The organism is Kitasatospora sp. NPDC056800 (assembly GCF_042789775.1).
GTDB lineage: Bacteria > Actinomycetota > Actinomycetes > Streptomycetales > Streptomycetaceae > Kitasatospora.
The window spans coordinates 1-18,544 of sequence record NZ_JBHUAL010000193.1 but is presented as its reverse complement, the minus strand read 5'-3'; the positions used below and the strand labels follow the sequence as shown (position 1 = coordinate 18,544).

General features: G+C 73.5%; 16 protein-coding genes. 7 read left to right on the top strand and 9 right to left on the bottom strand.

Going from position 1 to position 18,544, the window contains the following annotated elements; translation table 11 throughout:
• Positions 1-127 precede the first annotated feature (127 nt).
• A complete protein-coding gene (locus tag ACFRQN_RS32080; protein WP_380743844.1) occupies positions 128-1,222 on the top strand; it encodes a DMT family transporter in 1,095 nt (364 codons plus the stop codon).
• Here the strand turns inward: ACFRQN_RS32080 and lepB are convergent.
• Positions 1,185-1,973, bottom strand: a complete 789-nt coding sequence (lepB, locus tag ACFRQN_RS32075) for a signal peptidase I (RefSeq protein ID WP_380743842.1) — start codon at positions 1,971-1,973, stop codon at positions 1,185-1,187. The two genes, ACFRQN_RS32080 and lepB, sit on opposite strands and share 38 nt — an antisense overlap.
• Positions 1,974-2,253: 280 nt before the next feature.
• Positions 2,254-2,589, bottom strand: a complete 336-nt coding sequence (locus ACFRQN_RS32070; RefSeq protein ID WP_049649676.1) for a chorismate mutase — start codon at positions 2,587-2,589, stop codon at positions 2,254-2,256.
• 276 nt (positions 2,590-2,865) lie between these two features.
• Between ACFRQN_RS32070 and ACFRQN_RS32065 the strand changes: the two genes are divergently transcribed.
• Together ACFRQN_RS32065 and ACFRQN_RS32060 are read left to right on the top strand one after the other, a co-directional pair.
• Positions 2,866-3,291: an OsmC family protein gene (locus ACFRQN_RS32065; protein ID WP_049649677.1), complete on the top strand. Its 426-nt coding sequence runs from the start codon at positions 2,866-2,868 to the stop codon at positions 3,289-3,291.
• A gap of 441 nt (positions 3,292-3,732) precedes the next feature.
• On the top strand, positions 3,733-5,889 hold the full coding sequence (locus ACFRQN_RS32060) for a putative bifunctional diguanylate cyclase/phosphodiesterase (RefSeq protein ID WP_380743840.1): 2,157 nt from the start codon (positions 3,733-3,735) through the stop codon (positions 5,887-5,889).
• A gap of 361 nt (positions 5,890-6,250) precedes the next feature.
• On the opposite strand, the gene ACFRQN_RS32055 is transcribed toward ACFRQN_RS32060, so the two are convergent.
• The gene (locus tag ACFRQN_RS32055) at positions 6,251-7,342 is read right to left on the bottom strand and encodes an LLM class flavin-dependent oxidoreductase (protein ID WP_380743838.1); all 1,092 of its coding nucleotides are present in this window, start codon (positions 7,340-7,342) and stop codon (positions 6,251-6,253) included.
• 644 nt (positions 7,343-7,986) lie between these two features.
• On the opposite strand from ACFRQN_RS32055, the gene ACFRQN_RS32050 reads away from it, so the two are divergent.
• Both ACFRQN_RS32050 and ACFRQN_RS32045 read left to right on the top strand, forming a co-directional pair.
• Positions 7,987-8,574, top strand: a complete 588-nt coding sequence (locus ACFRQN_RS32050) for a DedA family protein (protein ID WP_234348218.1) — start codon at positions 7,987-7,989, stop codon at positions 8,572-8,574.
• Between the two features lie 416 nt (positions 8,575-8,990).
• Positions 8,991-10,268, top strand: coding sequence for a hypothetical protein (locus ACFRQN_RS32045; protein WP_380743836.1), 1,278 nt, complete (start codon positions 8,991-8,993; stop codon positions 10,266-10,268).
• 123 nt (positions 10,269-10,391) lie between these two features.
• Here the strand turns inward: ACFRQN_RS32045 and ACFRQN_RS32040 are convergent, their stop codons facing one another.
• The 6 genes from ACFRQN_RS32040 to ACFRQN_RS32015 all read right to left on the bottom strand — a co-directional run bounded on the left by ACFRQN_RS32040 (position 10,392) and on the right by ACFRQN_RS32015 (position 16,476).
• Positions 10,392-11,297: an alpha/beta fold hydrolase gene (locus ACFRQN_RS32040; protein WP_380743834.1), complete on the bottom strand. Its 906-nt coding sequence runs from the start codon at positions 11,295-11,297 to the stop codon at positions 10,392-10,394.
• Positions 11,294-12,421: a branched-chain amino acid ABC transporter permease gene (locus tag ACFRQN_RS32035; RefSeq protein ID WP_049649689.1), complete on the bottom strand. Its 1,128-nt coding sequence runs from the start codon at positions 12,419-12,421 to the stop codon at positions 11,294-11,296. Before ACFRQN_RS32035 ends, ACFRQN_RS32040 begins: the two co-directional genes overlap by 4 nt.
• Positions 12,422-12,588: 167 nt before the next feature.
• Positions 12,589-13,455: a branched-chain amino acid ABC transporter permease gene (locus tag ACFRQN_RS32030; RefSeq protein WP_074005092.1), complete on the bottom strand. Its 867-nt coding sequence runs from the start codon at positions 13,453-13,455 to the stop codon at positions 12,589-12,591.
• On the bottom strand, positions 13,455-14,252 hold the full coding sequence (locus ACFRQN_RS32025; protein WP_380743846.1) for an ABC transporter ATP-binding protein: 798 nt from the start codon (positions 14,250-14,252) through the stop codon (positions 13,455-13,457). Before ACFRQN_RS32025 ends, ACFRQN_RS32030 begins: the two co-directional genes overlap by 1 nt.
• A 113-nt stretch (positions 14,253-14,365) precedes the next feature.
• Positions 14,366-15,106 (bottom strand): ABC transporter ATP-binding protein, encoded by a 741-nt coding sequence (locus ACFRQN_RS32020; protein ID WP_049649683.1) that lies wholly within the window; start codon positions 15,104-15,106, stop codon positions 14,366-14,368.
• Positions 15,107-15,204: 98 nt separating this feature from the next.
• Complete coding sequence (locus ACFRQN_RS32015; protein ID WP_082345208.1) at positions 15,205-16,476, bottom strand: substrate-binding domain-containing protein; 1,272 nt, start codon at positions 16,474-16,476, stop codon at positions 15,205-15,207.
• A gap of 479 nt (positions 16,477-16,955) precedes the next feature.
• Here ACFRQN_RS32015 and ACFRQN_RS32010 point away from each other — a divergent pair, with 479 nt between their 5' ends.
• Together ACFRQN_RS32010 and ACFRQN_RS32005 are read left to right on the top strand one after the other, a co-directional pair.
• Positions 16,956-17,717 carry a CoA transferase subunit A gene (locus ACFRQN_RS32010; RefSeq protein WP_380743831.1) on the top strand — a complete coding sequence of 254 codons (762 nt, stop codon included), beginning with the start codon at positions 16,956-16,958 and terminating at the stop codon, positions 17,715-17,717.
• A gap of 4 nt (positions 17,718-17,721) precedes the next feature.
• Positions 17,722-18,399 (top strand): 3-oxoacid CoA-transferase subunit B, encoded by a 678-nt coding sequence (locus ACFRQN_RS32005; RefSeq protein ID WP_380743829.1) that lies wholly within the window; start codon positions 17,722-17,724, stop codon positions 18,397-18,399.
• Positions 18,400-18,544 lie beyond the last annotated feature (145 nt).

Below are 18,544 nucleotides of genomic sequence, written 5' to 3'. Positions count from 1 at the left end.
CGCCCGCTCTCAGCTGAGACCGGGCGGCCGGGGCCGAGTGATTTCGCCGCCGCGTACGGTGAAGGGCAGGACCGAATGACGGAATGGCGCCTTACCCGATCATTGGTATGACTGTCACAATGCGGCCGTGCACAGATCAACGGCCTCGCCCACCCTCCCTTCGGGCAGAACCCTCGGCCTCGGCCTCGCGCTCGTCTCCGCCTTCGCCTTCGGCGGCTCCGGCACCGCGGCCAAGCCGCTGATAGAGGCCGGACTCTCCCCCCTGCACGTGGTGTGGCTCCGCGTCACCGGGGCGGCGGTGGCACTCCTCCCGATCGCCTACCGGCACCGGGACGCCGTCCTGCGCCGCCCCGGCCTGCTGCTCGGCTTCGGCCTGCTCGCCGTGGCGGGCGTCCAGGCCTGCTACTTCGCGGCGATCTCCCGCATCCCGGTCGGCGTCGCCCTGCTCATCGAGTACCTCGGCCCGCCGCTGCTGATCGGCTACGTCAAGTTCGTCCAGCGCAAGCCGATCACCCGCGGCGCGGCCATCGGCGCCGGCGTCGCGGTGGCCGGGCTGGCCTGCGTGGTCGAGGTCTGGAACGGTCTGAGCTTCGACGCGCTGGGCGTGCTGTTCGCCCTCGGCGCGGCCTTCTGCCAGGTCGGCTACTTCGTGCTCGCCGACGCCGGCCGGCACGGCGACCGCCCGGTCGACCCGCTCGCCGTCAGCGCGTTCGGGCTGCTCGTCGGCGCGGTGCTGCTCACCGTCCTCACCCGGCCGTGGCAGGCCGACTGGAGTCGGCTCGGCGGGTCGGTGGTGATGAACGGGCACACCCTGCCCGCGTTCATCCCGGCCGCGTGGATGGTCCTGATCGCGACCGTGCTCGCCTACCTGACCGGGGTGATCTCGGTCGGCTACCTCTCGCCGCCGATCGCCGGGGTGGTCGCCAACCTGGAGGCCGTGGTCGCCACCGTGACGGCCTGGGTGCTGCTCGGCGAACACCTCGGGGTGCCGCAGCTCGCGGGCGGCCTGCTGGTGCTGACCGGCGCCTTCGCGGCGCAGGCGAGCAAGCCCGCGGAGGCGGGTTCGGGGGCTGGGACGGGCTCGGGAACGGGCTCGGGCTCGGGCTCGGGTTCAGACGCGGGGGCCGACGGCCCTGGAGCCGCCGGGCCCGGGGCCCCCGACCGGGTGGCCGCCGAGCGCGGGATCAGCGGCCGGTCCAGCCGAACCAGTCGAGGTGACTGAGCGGCCACACCACGGCCGACACCGGGCCGACCACGTTGTCCACCGGCACGGCGCCGCCGCCCGGGCCGTGCTGGTGGTACCGGGAGTCCGCGGAGTCGCTGCGGTGGTCGCCCTCGACCCAGACGTAGCCCGAGGGCACCTTCACCGGCCCGAAGTCCAGCCCGGCGCAGGAGTCGTCCCCGGGGTGCAGGTACGGCTCGTCGACCTTCCGCCCGTCGACGGTCAGCGTGGTGCCCTCGCACTGCACGGTCTGGCCGCCGGTCGCGATGACCCGCTTGACCAGGTAGTTGTCGTCCTTCGGCGGCACCAGGCCGACGAAGCTGAGCACCGAGCTCACGGTGTTGGTGACCGGGTTCGGGTCGGTCGGCTGCGGCGGCAGCCAGCCCCCCGGGTCCTTGAACACCACCGGCTGCCCCGGCTCCGGCTCCCAGCCGGTCAGCGGCGCCAGCTTGTTCACACCGACCCGGTCGCCGATCCGCAGGGTGTTCTCCATCGAGCCGGACGGGATGGTGAACACCTGGAACAGGCAGGTCTTGATCAGCAGCGCGACCACCAGGCCGACCGCCGCCATCACCGGCAGCTCGATCCACCACGGCCGGGGACGCCGGCCCGCGCGGCGGTCCGTACGGCCGCGCGAACCGCGCGCCCGACGGCGGGCCTCGGCGCGGCCGCCGGACACCTCGTGGACGTTCGACGCGGAGCCGCTGGGGGCTCCGGCCCCGCTGGGCGTTTCGGGCAGGTTCACCGCCATCGTCGCTGCTCCACCTCTCCGGCTGGGGAAACCTGCACGCTACGCCAACCGTGGAGCCTGACGAAATCGGTCATTTAGCCGCCGCCGACATCGCCGGGTGTCCCAGGGGAGCCCCGAGGGGTCGCACCGGGGATCACCGGGGGTCACCTGGGAACGGCCGGGAGGGGCCGGGAACGACCGGGGCCCGCTGCCGGCGGTCCGCTCCGTCTCCGTCTCCGGGTGGGGTGCGGGCTCCGGGCGCGGGGGCCTCCGGCCTCCGGGCGTGCGGGCTCCGGCCCGGTCAGGCGCGGGCGATGGCCTCGTGGTGGCGGATGACCTCGGCGATGATGAAGTTCAGGAACTTCTCCGCGAAGACCGGGTCCAGCTTCGCCCCCGCCGCCAGCTCCCGCAGCCGCTTGATCTGGTCCCGCTCGCGCGCCGGGTCGGCCGGCGGCAGCTTGTGCTCGGCCTTGAGCCGGCCGACCCGCTGGGTCGCCTTGAAGCGCTCGGCCAGCATGTGGACCACCGCGGCGTCGATGTTGTCGATGCTCTCGCGCAGGCTGGTCAGCTCGGCCCGTACGGCGTCGTCGATCCCCTGGGGCAGAGCGGCGTCGGGGGTCGTGGAGTGGTCCGTCATCGGGGCGGCTCCCGGTGTCTGGAGTGGGCGCCCGACCGTACGCCGGCCGGGCTCGGGCCCGGGCAAATCTAACAGGGCCCCCGCTCCGGCCCCGCACCGTCGAACAGAACCGTCCACGATCCGGACAGTGCCCCGGAGCCGCCCGCCGGCACCGCGCACCGCCTCCCCGCTGCGGCGTGACACGCCGGAGCGGGGAGGCCCCTGCCCGTAGGCTGGGGCACGCATGACCGGAAGTGACCGCTCGAACACTCTCCCTCAGCACTGGAGGAACCGCTCGTGGCAACCACCCGCACCGCCCGTACGGCCTGGGAGGGCAACCTCGTCGCCGGCCAGGGCCAGGTGACCTTCGAATCGTCCGGCATCGGCACGTACCCGGTGTCCTGGCCGTCCCGCGCCGAGCAGGCCAACGGCAAGACCAGCCCGGAGGAGCTCATCGCCGGCGCCCACTCGGCGTGCTTCTCGATGGCCCTCTCCCACGGCCTCACCGGCGCCGGTACCCCGCCCACCACTCTGGAGACCCAGGCCGACGTCACCTTCCAGCCGGGCGAGGGCATCACCGGCATCCACCTGACCGTCACCGGCACGGTGCCGGGCCTGGACGAGGCGGGCTTCGTCAAGGCCGCCGAGGACGCCAAGGCCAACTGCCCGGTCAGCCAGGCCCTGACCGGCACCACCATCACCCTCACCGCCAAGCTGGCCTGAACCGCACCCCTCTTCTCCTCTTCTTCCTCTCCGCGCCCCTCGGGGACCGGCCGGCGTCCGGCTCCCGGCCGGTGTCCGGCCCGCGGTCGGCGCGCGACCGGTCCGCGTCCGGCGCACGGTCGGCGCCCAGGGGCGCGGCTTCAGCGCACGCGCCCCTGGCGCACATCATGTGATGTGCACCGGGGGCGTCTGCACGTACCGCCATTCATGATCACAAAGCGGGCGAATCACCCTGGCGGCGGTCACCGCGTGTTGCCGTCGCGGCCTATGATCGGCCGCAGCGCCCTGTCCTTCAGGCGGGTCCCCGCGCACCGGCGCCCCACGACGGGCGGCCCCGCAGCGGACCGACTCCGAGGACCACGACAGAGTGCGGAGCCGACCGCCGGGTCCCGACTGGCCGGCCGGACATCGTCAAGCGTCAGCAGCGGACGGGAGCATGCCGTGCCGGGCCAGAACGAGGGGGCCGACGCACACCACCCGGGCGGGCGGCACGAGGAGTCACCGTGCCACCGCCACCTCGCCTCTCCGGTCCTGGAACCGGTCCTCGATCCGGCCCTTGAACCGACCCTGGGACCCACCGCCGGATCAGCCGTCGGACCTGTCGTCGGATCGACCGGCGGAACGGGCGGCGGGCCCGTCTCCGGATCCGTCACCGGGCCGGCCGCGGGGCCCGTCACCTCCTTCACCGCCCGCGGGACGCTGACCGAGCCGGAGCCGCTGCTCTGCCCCACCTGCGCGGCCCCGCTCAGCGGCGACGCCCGCCGGGAGCGGGGGCTCACCCGTGGCAGCGGCCGGGAGAGCACCGACACCGACCGGCTGCTGGCGGCGCTGCGGGCCAGCGAGTCCCGGTTCCGGGCCGCCTTCTGCGACGCCGTCATCGGCATGGCCCTGATCGATGCCGAGGACCGGATCATCGAGGTCAACCCCGCCTTCGCCGCCCTGATCGGACAGGGCGTCGGCGACCTGGTCCGCACCCACCTGCACGAGATCATCGACCCGGAGGGCATGCCGGACCGGCTCTTCTCCGAACTCGTCCGCGGCGAGCGGGAACGGTTCCGCGTGGAGAAGCAGCTCAAGCACCGCGAGGGCCACACGGTCTGGAGCAAGGTCACCGTCTCGCTGATCCGGGACGGCGCCGGGGACCCCCTCTACACCCTCGCGCTGGTCGAGGACATCACCGAGCAGCGCCGGCTCGGCGACCGGCTGGAGTACCAGGCCCTGCACGACCCGCTGACCCGGCTGCCCAACCGGACCTACTTCTTCGAGCGGCTCGACGCCGCCTGCCTCGCGCCGGCCGACCAGCCGGGCCCGGTCGGCGCCCCGGACGAACGCCGGGTCGGGGTCTGCTACCTGGACCTCGACGGCTTCGCGGCGATCAACGAGGCGCTCGGCCACCACATCGGCGACCAGCTGCTGATCGCCGTCGCCACCCGGCTGCGGCGCGGGTTCGACGGGCGCGACACCCACCTGGTGGCCCGGATGGGCGGCGACGAGTTCGCCGTGCTGGTCACCGACAGCCTGGGCAGCGAGCAGCTGACCGAGCTGGCCGCCCGGATCCTGGAGGTGCTGGAACGTCCCTTCGACGTGGCCGGGCACCGGCTGGTGGTCACCGCCAGCGTCGGCGTGGTCGAGCGGTCCGTGCACGAGACCACCTCGACCGACCTGGTCAAGGACGCCGACGCCACGCTCTACTGGTCCAAGGCCGACGGCCGCGCCCGCTGGACCCTCTACGACCCGGACCGCGGCGCCCACCAGCTCACCCGGCAGCTGCTCGCCACCGCGCTCCGCCCGGCCCTGGAACGCGGCGAGTTCGCGATCGAGTACCAGCCGCTGGTCGGCCTGGCCGACGGCACCGTGCACGGCGCGGAGGCGCTGGTCCGCTGGCGCCACCCCCGCTACGGGACGCTCTCCCCGGACCGCTTCATCCCGCTCGCCGAGGAGACCGGCGCGATCGTGCCGCTCGGGACCTGGGTACTGGAGGAGTCCTGCCGCCAGGCCCGGCAGTGGCTCGCCGAGTTCCCCGAGACCGAGACCTTCGTGAGCGTCAACCTCGCCGCCCGCCAGATCTGGGACTCCGACATCGTCGCCGACGTCGCCCGGGCCCTCGAACGCACCGGCCTGCCGGCCCGGCTGCTCCAACTGGAGATCACCGAGAGCGCCCTGCTCGGCCCCGGCGGCCGACCCCTCCAGGCCCTCCAGGCGCTCGCCGACATGGGCGTGCGGATCGCGATCGACGACTTCGGCACCGGCTACTCCAACCTGGCCTACCTCTCCCGGCTGCCGGTGCACGTGCTCAAACTCGACGGCACCTTCATCGAGGGCTTCCGCGAGCCCTCCCCGACGGACCGGCCCGGCCGCCCGGAACTCGGCTCCCGCCGCAGCGACGCGGACGAGCAGATCGTCGGCGCGATGGTGCAGCTCGCCCACACCCTCGGCCTGACCGTCACCGCCGAGGGCATCGAGAGCGCCGCCCAGGCCGAACGCCTGCGGCTGACCGGCTGCGACACCGCCCAGGGCTGGTACTTCGCCCGCCCCGGCGAGGCCGAACTCGTCGCGGCCATACTCCGCGACGGCCGCCCCGCCCTACAGGGCCGCTAGCCGCAGGGGCGGGCCGGAACGAGGTGGGGCCTGGGCCGGCGCCCGCCCAGGGCCGGTACCTCACCCGCCCCCCGGCGAAGCCGAACCCGCCGCGGCCACACCCCACGACAGCCGCCCCGCCCTACACGGCGAGGGCGGGCCGAGGCGGTCGGGGGCGAGGCGGTCGCAGTGAGCAACAGTCGCGGGCCGGGCGGGCTGACGGGTCGGTCCGCCCGGCCCGCGGTGGTGTGGCCCACCACCGCGTGGCGCTCGGCCCGCGCCCCGGCCGGCCCGGGGCGCGGCGTCGAACCTCCCGGCGGCGGTCACGGCCGTGGCAGGACCGCAGGCCGTCGGTCCCGCCACAGCCGTCAGGCCGCAGCCGTCACACCGTCGCCGTCAGGCCGTACGCCTCGGCGATCAGGCCGTACGAGCGGAGCCGGGCCTCGTGGCCGTGGATGTGGGAGGTGACCATCAGCTCGTCCACGCCGGTCCGCTTGCGCAGGGCCTCCAGCCCGTCGGCGACCCGGCCTGGGTCGCCGAGCACGACGTTGTCGAGCCAGCTGTCGATGAAGTCGGCTTCGACCGGGCTGTACGGGTACTCCTCGGCCTCCTGCGGGGTGGGGATCGGGCCGGGGTTGCCGCGCCGCAGGCGGAGCATGCCGAGGGCCGCGGAGCGGGCGAGGCGCCGGGCCGAGGTCTCGTCGTCGGCGGCGACCGCGCTCACGCCGATCAGCGCGTACGGCTCGGCGAGCACGGCGGAGGGGCGGAAGGACGAGCGGTAGAGGTCCAGCGCCGGGACGGTGTTGGCGCTGCTGAAGTGGTGGGCGAAGGCGAACGGGAGACCGAGGCGGCCCGCCAGCTGGGCGCTGAAGCCGGAGGAGCCGAGCAGCCAGACCGGCGGGCGGCCCTCGCCCTTGGGGACGGCCGTCAGCCGGGCGTACGGGTGGCCGTCCGGGAAGTCGCCGTCGAGGAAGTGGGTCAGCTCGGCGAGCTGCTGCGGGAAGTCGTCCGCGCCTTCGGCGAGGCCGCGGCGCAGCGCCCGGGCGGTGGCCTGGTCGGTGCCGGGGGCGCGGCCGAGTCCGAGGTCGATCCGCCCGGGGTGCAGGGCTTCCAGCAGGCCGAACTGCTCGGCGATGGCCAGCGGGGCGTGGTTGGGGAGCATGACGCCGCCGGAGCCGAGCCGCAGCGTGGTGGTGTTGGCCCCGAGGTGGGCGAGCAGGACGGCGGGGGTGGAGCTGGCCACTCCGGGCATGCCGTGGTGCTCGGCCACCCAGAAGCGGTGGTAGCCCCACTGTTCGGCCCGGCGGGCCAGTTCGGTGGTGGCGGCGAGGGCCTCGGCGGGCGTGTGGCCGACGCCGACCGTGGCCAGGTCGAGGATGGAGAGCGGGGCGGGTGCCGTTCCCCGGGCGGTGCCCCGGATCGCCGTATCGACCGCCGGTTCGGCTCCGTGCTCCTGCTGGTCCTCGGTGGTCATCCCGTCCGCCCTCCTGGCTGCCGTCCTTGAGCCGGCCGTCGTGGCCGGCCGCGCGGGCCCGGGTGGTCCGCCGGTCGCTGTCGCCGACCGGGGTCAACCACGGCCGGGGGCTCGCTGTTCCCGCCTCGGGGATGTCGTCCGGCCACGGTCCGAGTGGGTTTCGGCCATTTCGCACGGGCGTCCGACCGACCGTTCGGCTGACGGAGAGCCAGTGGGCGAACACGGCTGGCGACTTCCCGCCAGCGCCGGAAGTCGCCAGCCCGGGCCCTCGCGACCGGGGGTCGGCGTCCGGCAGGCTTGGGCCCAGAGGCGGACCGCCGGAGCGGGATCCGCACTCCACCAGCAAGATCGTCGGGCTGGACCAGCACCGGACGATCACTGCGAGCCCTCGGCGCGGCACCCCGCCCCGGGGGCTCGTTCGGTTTCGGCGGCCCTCCGCCGCCCGGGCGCCCCCCCACCCCGGCCGACCCGGACATACGGCCCGGACACACGGCCCGCCGCCTCGGGGCACGGCCGGAATCAGCACTCGTGATCCATGCCATACCGGGGTGCTTCATGGCATGAAAAGTCGAGGCGCTAGCGTTGACCCCTGCAGCCACCTGCTCCCCCGGGAGGCACGGAGGGAGTAAAGGGTCTTGAACTTCGTGGCCGCGATCGGATCCTCGTGGATCTGCGCGCTGGCGCTCGTCGCCGTGCTCGGGGACGCCCTCCTGCCGTTCATCCCCAGCGGGACGCTGGTCATCCTGGCCGTGCTCAAGACCTCGCAGATCAACGGCGCGCCCCTGATGCTCGGACTGGGCGTGGCGGTGGCCTCCTTCCTGGGCGACCTCCTGCTGCTGAACCTGGCCCGGCGCGGCGCCCCGGTGCTGCACCGCCGGCTCGCCCGGCGCCCGAAACTGGCGGCCAGCGTGACCCGGGTCCAGGAGGCCCTGATCGAACGCCCCCACGGAGCGGCCGCCGCGATGGTGGTGGTCGCCCGGTTCGTCCCGGCCGGCCGGACCGTCCTCGACCTGGCCATCGGCCACTCCCCCGCCCATCCGCACCGGTTCCTGCACTGGTCGGCACTGGCGGCGCTGGTCTGGGCCGCCTACATCGTGACGCTGGGCTGGCTGAACAGCCACTGGTTCAACACCGCCTGGCTGAGCCTCGTGGTCTCCTGCGCGGCGGCCACCGCCATCAGCACCGCGATCGCGCGCATGGTGCGCCGCACCCGGCGACTCGCCGCACTCTGACGGCCCTCCCGGCCGCCTCTCCCCCTTCTCTCCCTCTTTTCCCCTCCCGCCCGGCCCGCCCGGAGCGGCCCCATAGCGGGCTTCGGGCTGCCCGGCCCAGCAAGGGGCAAAAGTTTTCCCAAAAGGGCGACCAACCGGGCCGAACGCTGACGAACTCCGGCGGGGAGCGGACCGACCGGCGGTAGCGTACTGACCGGACCGCACGGGGCGGGAAGCGTCACAGGACGGCAACAGTCGAGGCATCCCCGCAGCCCAGCCGTACGCGCCCGGCGTGTTGAGAGTCGTCAGCGCTCGGCGACCTTGGTGGCCGCTGCGGCGACATGACATGCTAACGGCGGAATATTCATCAATTGCCCGATTTGACCGGTGCGGCCGTGGGCCGCCCTCACCACCGGTATCGGCACCCAGGGGAGACCATGACCAGCATCTCGCGCAGGACGGTGCTCAGCGCAACCGCCGCGACCGCGGCCCTCGGCGCGGTCGCAGCCTGCTCCAGCGGCGGGTCCGGCTCGGGCCAGGGCTCCCCCTCCCCCGGCCCCGGCGGCGCGAGCACCACCCAGGGCGACAGCGGCGACCCCACCCAGGCGGTGGTGCCCAAGGGCACCCCGATCGGCGACGGTTCCAACGCGGACACCGGCCCGCAGCCGAACCAGCCCAAGCCCGAGAAGCTCAAGCCGGGCGAGCGGCCGCCCCAGTTCGTGGTCTTCTCCTGGGACGGCGCCGGCGGCACCGAGGACGGCCAGTTCCCCCGCTTCCTGAAGCTGGCGGAGCAGCACAAGGCCACGATGACCTTCTTCCTCTCGGGCATCTACGCCCTGCCCAAGGGCAAGGCGGACCTCTACCACCCGCCGAAGCACTCGGTCGGCGCCTCCGACATCCCGTACCTGTCGGACGGCGCGGTGAAGAGCACGCTCAAGCTCGTCAGCCAGGCCTGGCTGGCCGGGCACGAGATCGGCACCCACTTCAACGGGCACTTCTGCTCCAGCCGTCCGGACAAGAACGGGGTCAACGTGTGGACCCCGGAGGACTGGCAGAGCGAGATCGACCAGGCGATCGGCTTCGTCACCCAGTGGCGGACCAACACCGGTTTCACCGATGTCGACCCGCTCCCCTTCGACTACAAGAAGGAGCTGATCGGCGGCCGCACCCCGTGCCTGGAGGGCCAGAAGGCGCTGCTGCCGACCATCGCCAAGCTGGGCTGGAAGTACGACGCCAGTTCCTCGGGCGGCCTGCAGATATGGCCGCAGAAGGTGCAGGACGGCAAGGTCTGGGACTTCCCGCTGCAGTCCATCCCGTTCCCCGGGCACACCTTCCAGGTCCTGTCGATGGACTACAACATCCTGGCCAACCAGTCCGCCGGCAGCACCAAGGGCGACCCGGCCAAGTACGGCGACTGGCGCACCCAGGCCACCAACTCCTACCTGGCGGGCTTCGAGCGCGCGTACAACGGCAACCGCGCGCCGTTCTTCGTCGGCAACCACTTCGAGCAGTGGAACGGCGGCATCTACATGGACGCCGTCGAGGAGACCCTCAAGACCATCGCGGGCAAGCCCGACGTCCGACTGGTCTCCTTCAAGCAGCTCGTCGAGTGGCTGGAGGTGCAGGACCAGTCCACCCTGCGCAAGCTGCGCTCGCTCAACGTCGGCCAGGCGCCGGCGGGCGGCTGGGAGAGCTTCCTCGGCACGGCGGGCTGACCCGCCGGGGAGCGGCGGGACGGGGCACCGGCGGCGGCCGGCGGGGGTGCGGGCCCCCGCCGGCCGTCGGCGTTCCGGTCTGCGTCCTGATCGGTTCCCGGTCGGCGTTCCGGGGCGGACCGGCTACCCGGCAGTGAGGGCGTCCGCGAGCAGGATGCGGACGATGCGGTCCGCCCCGGCCTCGCCCCAGAGGATCGAGTAGTGGTTGGTGTCCGGCACCGGCGAGGCCGGAACCCGCTCCCGGTCCAGCCCGGCCAGCCCGATCCGCTCGTGGTCGTAGAGGCCCTGCGGCTCGTCGAACAGGCCGCGCTCGGCCCAGATCAGGTCGGCCGGGCAGGGCAGCCGGTGCACGGCGGCGGCCGCGTCCTCGTCCAGCAGGACCTGGGCGCCGTCGGCCTGCACGGCCTCCAGCACGCAGGAGGAGCGCAGTTCGGGCTCCGCGCCGACCAGGTCGCGCTGGGTGTAGGCGTCGATCCCCTCGGTCCACTCACCGGCGAAGGCGGGGTGCCCGCGCCAGAACTCCCGGTAGGCCTCCCGGTCCGGGAAGGTCGTGGACAGCCGGGCCAGCGCGGGGCCGAGCACCGCGGCCAGGGCGTCCTCCTCGCGGACGCCCTGCGGCAGCGGGAAGGTCACCGCCCCGTCGACCAGCAGGACGCGGCGGACGAGGTCGGGGTGCCGGACGGCGGCCAGGGCGGTGACCCAGGCCCCCATCGAGTGGCCGACCACCGTGACGGGCCCCGAGCCGAGCGCGCCGATCAGCGCGGCCACGTCGTCGGCGTGCCGGGCCAGTCCGTACGGTCCGGTGACCGAGCGGCTGGCGCCGCGGCCCCGCAGGTCGGGCGCGAGCAGGGTGACCCGGCCGGCGAGCCGGCGGGCGACCTCGTACCAGGCGAGGCCGTTGGCGGTGATGCCGTGCACCGCCACGACCGTCGGGGCCTGCGGGTCCTCGGCGGGCCAGCGCAGGACGGCCAGGTCCCCACCGGGCACGGGGACGGTCAACTCCTCGGGCTTCAGCGGCGACTGGCTCACGCGGGGGTACCTCCGGTGGGGTGGGCGGTTCCGGGGCCGGCCGGCGCCGGGGCGGAACGGCCGGTGCGGGCGGATCGGATGCGGGCAGGCAGTCTAGCCAGGCCGCCGGGCAGCAGGTAGACCACGGCGACGAACAGGGCGCCCAGCAGGAACAGGGGTTGGGAGAGCGGCACGCGCAGCACCGCCGGAAGGTCGGCGACGGCCGACGAGTTGGCGAGGTCGCCGAGCCGGTGGCTCGCCCAGGTGTAGAGGACACCGCCGAGCAGCGGCCCCCAGCGGGTGCCGGAGCCGCCGAGGACGACCATGACCAGGAGCGCGAGCGTGGCGTCCGAGGTGGCGGCCTGCGGGGTGGCGCCACCGGTCAGCAGCAGGTAGACCACCCCGCCCAGCCCGGCGAGTCCGCCGGCCAGCACGAAGGCGACCAACTTGTAGCCGTACGGCCGCAGTCCGAGCACCTCGACCCGGCGTTCGTTCTCCTTGATGCCCTCCCAGACCCGGCCGATCGGGGACTTGACGGCCCAGTGGACCGCGGCGACCGTCAGCACCAGGTAGCCGACGGCGATCCAGTAGAGGTTGGCGGTGTTCTCGATCCCGAGCAGGCCGGAGGGCAGCAGGTCGGCCGGGGCGGACCGGCCCTCCTCGCCGCCGGTGGCGCCACCGGGGTTGCGCTGGACGAGGATCGAGCCGGCCTGGGCGAAGGCGAGGGTGACCATGGAGAAGCCGATGCCGGTGACGCGCAGGCTGACCGAGCCGAGCAGCAGGGCCAGCAGGACGGAGCAGGAGACGCCGAACACCGCGGCGGCGGCGAACGGCAGTCGCAGCTCCAGCATGCCGAGGTCGGTGGCGTAGAGGCCGGTCGCGAAGTAGAGCGCGTGGCCGAAGGAGAGCAGTCCGGTCCGACCGAGCAGGAGGTCGTAACCGGTGGCGAGCCCGCCGTAGAGGAGGCACAGGGCGAGCAGTTGGAGGCTTCCGGGGCTGCCGAGCGGGCCGTCGAGCAGTCCCGGGACGGGAAGCGCACTGTATGGGGCGACAAGGAGCGTGATCAGCAGAGCGATCGGCCACCAGCGTAGCGCTCTGTGCACGCCAGTCCAGCGATTAGTGACTGGATCACCCGTTCGAGGGATGGCGCCGGACTCGGCCCTGTGTTCACAATGGGTCTCGGCAAGGCCGGTGTCAGTCCCCCTTGCCACAGTGGCGGTGTCGGTGGAGCTGGTGTCAGTCCCCTCTGCCGGAGCGGCGGCGCTGCGGCCGGCCGCGGGGCCACCGGTGCTCGTGATCGGTGTTTCGGCGCTCACGCGAGCCTCCCGGTGAGTCCACGGGGTCGGACGAGAAGCAGCACGGCGAGCAGGACGACGACCGAGAGGTCGCCGAGCCCGGCGCCGGTGTAGTAGTTGGCGAACTGCTGGACGAGGCCGACGCCCACCGAGGCGACGGCGGCTCCGGTCACGGAGCCCATGCCGCCCATCACCACGACGACGAAGGCGAAGATGAGCAGGCCGGTCCCCTGGCCGGGATTGACCGAACCGAAGTAGAGGCCGCCGAGGGCGCCACCGAGTGCGGCGGCCGCCCCGCCGAGGGCGAAGACGAGGGTGAACGCCTTCCGGACGTCGATGCCGAGCGCCGTGACCATCGCCCGGTCCTCGACGCCGGCCCGGACGATCAGCCCGTAGCGGGTACGGGCGAGGAACAACCGAAGAGCGAGCAGCAGCAGGGCGGCGGCGGCCACCAGCACGAAGCGGTTGACCGGGACGGTCGCCCCGAGCACGTGCCAGGTGCCGGACAGCAGCTCCGGCTGCGGGAAGGGGCGGGAGTCCGCGCCCCAGATCCCCATCAGCAGGGCGGGTACGGCGAGCCCGACCCCGACGGTGGCAAGGATCTGGTCGCGCGGCCGGCTGTAGAGCGGCCGGATCAGGAAGAGCTCCAGCAGGACGGCGGCGGCCGTTCCGACCAGGGTGCCGAACGGCACCGCGAGCCAGAAGGAGAGACCAGCCTCGGCACCGGCCCACCAGGTGGCGTAGGCGCCGATCGAGAGCAGGGCGCCGTGCGCGAAGTTGAGCACGTCCATCAAACCGAAGATCAGCGACAGACCGGAGGCGACCAGGAAGTACAGCGCACCGAGACCGAGTCCGGTACAGAAAAGGAGGACGACAGTGTCCATCAGGGCTTCACCTCGGCGGTGACGACAGGGGCGGCCGGGGAGGCCGGGGCGGCGGCGGGCCGGGGCCCGCCGGCGAGCGGGTGACGGGAGCCGACGCCGAGCAGGCGGCGGGCGGCCTCCTCGTCGGCCAACAGCTCGGCGGTGTCTCCGCGGTGGGCGGTACGGCCGTCGGCCAGGACGGCGCAGGTGCCGGCCAGCCGGCGGACGAGGGCGAGGTTCTGCTCGACCAGGAGGACGGGCACGGCCTCGGCCGCACGCGCCAGCACCTCGGCCACCTCGGCGACGATCTTCGGGGCCAGGCCCTTGGTGGGCTCGTCGGCGATGATCAACCGGTTGCGGTTGAGCAGCGTCCGGCCGATCGCCACCATCTGCTGCTGGCCGCCGGAGAGCGTCCCGGCCAATTGCCCGGCCCGCTGCTTGAGTTCGGGGAAGAGCTCGTGGACGAGTGCGTAGTTGGGCTCACCGGCCTCGCCGCCACTCCCACTCCCGCTCCCGCTCCCGCTCCCGGCAGCGCGCTCGGCGAGGCGGAGGTTCTCGGCGACCGTGAGGCCGGCGAAGATCCCCCGGTCCTCGGGCGCGTAGCCGATGCCATGACGAACGACCAGATGCGTGGGAAGGGAGGAGAGTTCGGAGCCGGAGAGCCGGATGCTTCCGGTGCGCGGCACCAGGCCCATGACGGCCTTGACGGTGGTGGTCTTCCCGGCGCCGTTGCGGCCGAGGAGCGCGGTCACCCCGACGGGGGCCACGTCGAAGTCGACGCCGTGCAGGATGTGCAGCCCGTCGATGACCACCCGCAGATCGCGGACGGAGAGGAGGGGTTCGGCAGCGGACGACGGCGAGGACGCGGACGACGGAGAGGAGGCGGAGTGCGCCGAAGGAGCGGGGCGCTGAGCGGAGAACGGAGAGGAGGTCACAACGCCTCACCCAGGTAGGCCTGTTGCACGGTCGGGTCGGCCATCACGGCCTCGGGGGTGTCCAGGGCGAGCAGCGTGCCGTGGTGCATCACCGCGAGCCGGTCGGCGAGGCCGAGCAGGACGTCCATGTGGTGCTCGACCATCAGGACGGTCCGGCCCAGGTCACGGTGCACGGAACGGATCAGCTCGGTGAGGGCGGGCACCTCCTCCGCGCTGACTCCGGCCATCGGCTCGTCCAGCAGGATCAGCCGGGGCTCCGAGACCAGCAGGACGGCCAGCTCCAGCTTGCGCTTCTCCCCGTGCGAGAGCGCACTGGCCAGGGTGTCCGCGCGGTGGGTGAGATCGGTGCGTTCCAGGGTGTCGGCCAGCTGCTGCTCGTAGCGTTCGGCGCGGCGCCAGAGCCGGTACGAGGCGCCCGGTCCGGCCGCCGCCTGGGCGGCCAGGCGGACGTGGTCGGCGACGGTCATCCCCGGCCAGAGGGAGGAGGTCTGGAAGGTGCGGCCGAGCCCGCGGCGGGCCCTGGCGTGCACCGTCTCGGCGGTGATGTCCGCGCCGTCGAGGTGGAGGCTGCCGTGGGTCGCCGGGTAGATGCCCGAGATCAGGTTGAAGAGGGAGGTCTTGCCGGCGCCGTTGGGCCCGATGAAGGCGATGAACTCGCCTTCGCCGACCGAGAAGGAGACGTCCTCGACGATCGGCACGCCGCGGACGGCCCAGCCGAGCCCGTCCAGACGCAGCACCGGAGAGGAGGACGCGGAGGACCGCGCGGACGAGGTGGACGCGGCGGAGGCAGCCGAGGAGGCGGAAGGAGTCGACGTGGTGCGGGCGGGCATCGGGATCAGCCCGCCATCGGGGTGACCGGGGGTGCCGCCTCGTCCGCGGTCAGGGTCTTCTCCACCGAGGGCTTGGCGGCGGCACCGCTGCCGGTCAGCCGCACCTGGAACATCGGCTGGAGCAGGGCGTGGTCCTCGGCGCGGACCGTGGTCTTCCCCTTCACGCCGTCGAAGCTCCAGCCCTCCAGGGCCTTGACCAGGGCCGAGGTGTCGTCGGCGGAGCCGTGGTTGGACTCGACGGCGTGCACGATCATCTGGGCGGCGGTGAAGCCGTCCGGGGTGAAGATGTCCGTCTTCCCTCCGGCGGCGGTGACGGCATCGGTCATGGCCTTCTCCACCGGGGTGCCGGCGGCGCCGTCGAAGTAGTGGTTCAGGAAGGAGATCTTCTCGGCGGCCGGGCCGAACAGCGGGTAGGAGGCGGCCAGGTCGAGGCCGGTCACGACCTTGGTGTCGGCGAACACGTCCTGCTGGTTGAGCGCCGTCCACAGGGCCGAGGCGGTGTCGCCGGCCCAGGCGACGAACAGCAGGTCGGGCTTGGCGGTCTTGGCCTGGGTGGCGAAGGGGGTGAGGTCGGTGGCGCTCGGCGGGGCGAGCACCTGGTCGACCGTCGCGCCCTCGGCGCCGAGCAGCGCCTTCACGGCGGCCACGTTGGCCTGGCCGAAGGCGTTGTCCTGGGCGAGCACGGTGACCTTCTTGCCCTTGGCGTCACCGATGAACGAGGCCGCGGTCTTGATGTCCTGGTAGGACTGGCGGCCGGAACGGAAGGTGTACTTGTTCAGACCGGTGGCCTTGTCGGCGGCGGCCGGGCCGCTGATGAAGAGCACCTTGTTCTGGGCGGCGATCGGGCCGACCTGGAGGGCCACACCGGAGGCGGTGGAACCGGCCAGCACCTTGTAGCCCTTGCCGATCAGGTCCTTGGCGGCGGACACCGCCTTGGCCGGGTCGCCGGCGTCGTCCTGCTCCTCGAACTCGATCTTGTGCCCGTCGACCGCGCCGGTGCCCTTGGTCGCGTAGCTCAGGCCGGCCTTGAAGCCCTCCAGGTACTGCTTGCCGTAGGCGGCCAGCGGCCCGGTCTTGGAGTACACCAGGCCGACCTTGATCGGGCCCTTCGATCCACCGTCCGCCGCGCTCGTCCCGGCCGTGCCGGCCTTGGCACAGCCCGAGGCCAGCAGGACGCAGGCCGCGAGGGCGGCGAGCTTCCGGGCCGGGCCGCCGGTCAGGGAGTCGCCCAGGCGAACGCCGGAGGCGGTCCTGGAGGGGTTTGTCGAGCTGCGCATGGTGACCGACTCCTGAAGTGCGGCGGGTGGATGCGGGAACCGTAGGTGTGCGGTGGGAACGGCGACATGTGCCCGGTCGACGTATCAGCCGGTCGGGATGTGGCTCCGGTCGACATACCGTCGGCCCGCCGCCGTCCCCCGGGCGCCCGGGTGTGGCCCGCCGACACGGCTCCGCGCCCACCCATGGGGGTGGCCGCCATGGCTGCGCCCACCCCTGCCCGGTGACGGTGGAGGGGCGCGGAGCCCGTCCGACGGCAGCCAACCCCAGCGGCGTGCCCGACCCCGGTCCGGCCCAGGCAGGACCCCAGCCCGGCCTGGTACGGCCACGGGCTCCGCGCGGCGGCCGAGCCCGCCGGCCGCCCGTCCCACAAGCCCGTCCCACCTGCCCGTCCCACCTGCCCCGGCCGCCGTACCACCCCGGCCGCGCTCCGCCCCTTCCTCTTCCACCCCCTCCGCCCACTCCCTCACGAGGTGACCCCTTGGACAAGGTCCTGGACTCCCCCGCCGACGCCGTCGGGGACGTTCCCGACGGCGCGGTGCTGGCCGTCGGCGGCTTCGGCCTCTGCGGCATCCCCAGCACGCTGATCGGCGCCCTGGTGGACTCCGGCGCCACCGGACTGCGGGTGGTCTCGAACAACTGCGGGGTGGACGACTGGGGGCTGGGCCTGCTGCTGCGGGCGGGCCGGATCGCCCGGATGACCTCCTCGTACGTCGGGGAGAACAAGGAGTTCGCCCGGCAGTACCTCTCCGGCGAGCTGGAGGTCGAGCTGACCCCGCAGGGCACGCTGGCCGAGCGGCTCCGGGCGGGCGGCGCCGGCATCCCGGCGTTCTTCACCCCGGCCGGGGTCGGCACCCAGGTCGAGGAGGGCGGGCTGCCCTGGCGCTACGCGGCCGACGGCTCGGTGGCCCTGGCCTCCCCGCCGAAGGAGGTCCGGGAGTTCGGCAGCCGTCGCTACCTGCTGGAGGAGGCGATCACGGCGGACTTCGCGCTGGTCCGGGCCGAGGTGGCGGACCGGCACGGCAACTGCGTGTTCCACGCCGCCGCCCGGAACTTCAACCCGCTCTGCGCAGCGGCGGGCCGGATCACCCTGGTCGAGGCGGACCGGATCGTCGAACCGGGCAAGCTCCCTCCGGACGCGGTGCACCTGCCCGGGGTGTACGTCGACCGGGTGGTGACCGCCGACCCCGAGGACCGCCGCATCGAGCGCCGGACCGTCCGCCCCGCACTCCAGGAGGCCTGACCCGATGCCCACCGAGACCGCAGTCCGCGCCACCACCCCCGCCACCGCTCTCGATCCCCGCAACGCCCTGGCCGCCCGCGCCGCCCGCGAGTTGCGCGACGGCCAGTACGTGAACCTGGGCATCGGCCTGCCGACCCTGATCCCCAACCACCTCCCGCCGGGCGTCGAGGTGGTGCTCCACTCGGAGAACGGCATCCTCGGCGTCGGCCCGTACCCGGAGGAGGGCGCCGAGCACGCCGACCTGATCAACGCCGGGAAGGAGACGGTGACGGTCGCCCCCGGCGCCTCGTACTTCGACTCCGCCTTCTCCTTCGGCATGATCCGGGCCGGGCGGATCGACGTCTCGGTGCTCGGCGCGATGCAGGTGTCGGCCGCCGGGGACCTCGCCAACTGGATGATCCCCGGCAAGATGGTCAAGGGCATGGGCGGCGCGATGGACCTGGTGCACGGGGCCCGTCGGCTGATCGTGGTGATGGAGCACACCGCCCGGGACGGCTCGCCGAAGATCGTCGATGAGCTGTCACTTCCAGCGACAGGACATGGAGTTGTTGACCGGATCGTCACCGACCTCGCGGTGGTCGACGTGACCCCGGAGGGGCTGCGGGTCGTGGAGACGGCGCCGGGCGTGGACTTCGCCGAGGTCCAGGCCGCGACCGGCGCGCCCCTGCTGCCCCCGCTCTGACCAGCCCGGCTGACCAGCCCGGCCCCGTACGGACGGCCGGATCGCCCCGAGGGGCGGTCCGGCCGTTCCGCTGCCCCCGCCGGCACACGACAGCGACCCCGCGAACGGCTCCACGGGCAACTCCGCAACAGCCCTCCACCACCAC

Bases quoted from the DNA above. Each gene is read 5' to 3' on its own strand.
- ACFRQN_RS32005 (WP_380743829.1), top strand. From the start codon at position 17,722: ATGCCCACCGAGACCGCAGTCCGCGCCACCACCCCCGCCACCGCTCTC.
- ACFRQN_RS32015 (WP_082345208.1), bottom strand. From the start codon at position 16,476: ATGCGCAGCTCGACAAACCCCTCCAGGACCGCCTCCGGCGTTCGCCTG.
- lepB (WP_380743842.1), bottom strand. From the start codon at position 1,973: ATGGCGGTGAACCTGCCCGAAACGCCCAGCGGGGCCGGAGCCCCCAGC.
- ACFRQN_RS32030 (WP_074005092.1), bottom strand. From the start codon at position 13,455: ATGGACACTGTCGTCCTCCTTTTCTGTACCGGACTCGGTCTCGGTGCG.
- ACFRQN_RS32045 (WP_380743836.1), top strand. From the start codon at position 8,991: ATGACCAGCATCTCGCGCAGGACGGTGCTCAGCGCAACCGCCGCGACC.
- ACFRQN_RS32070 (WP_049649676.1), bottom strand. From the start codon at position 2,589: ATGACGGACCACTCCACGACCCCCGACGCCGCTCTGCCCCAGGGGATC.
- ACFRQN_RS32055 (WP_380743838.1), bottom strand. From the start codon at position 7,342: ATGACCACCGAGGACCAGCAGGAGCACGGAGCCGAACCGGCGGTCGAT.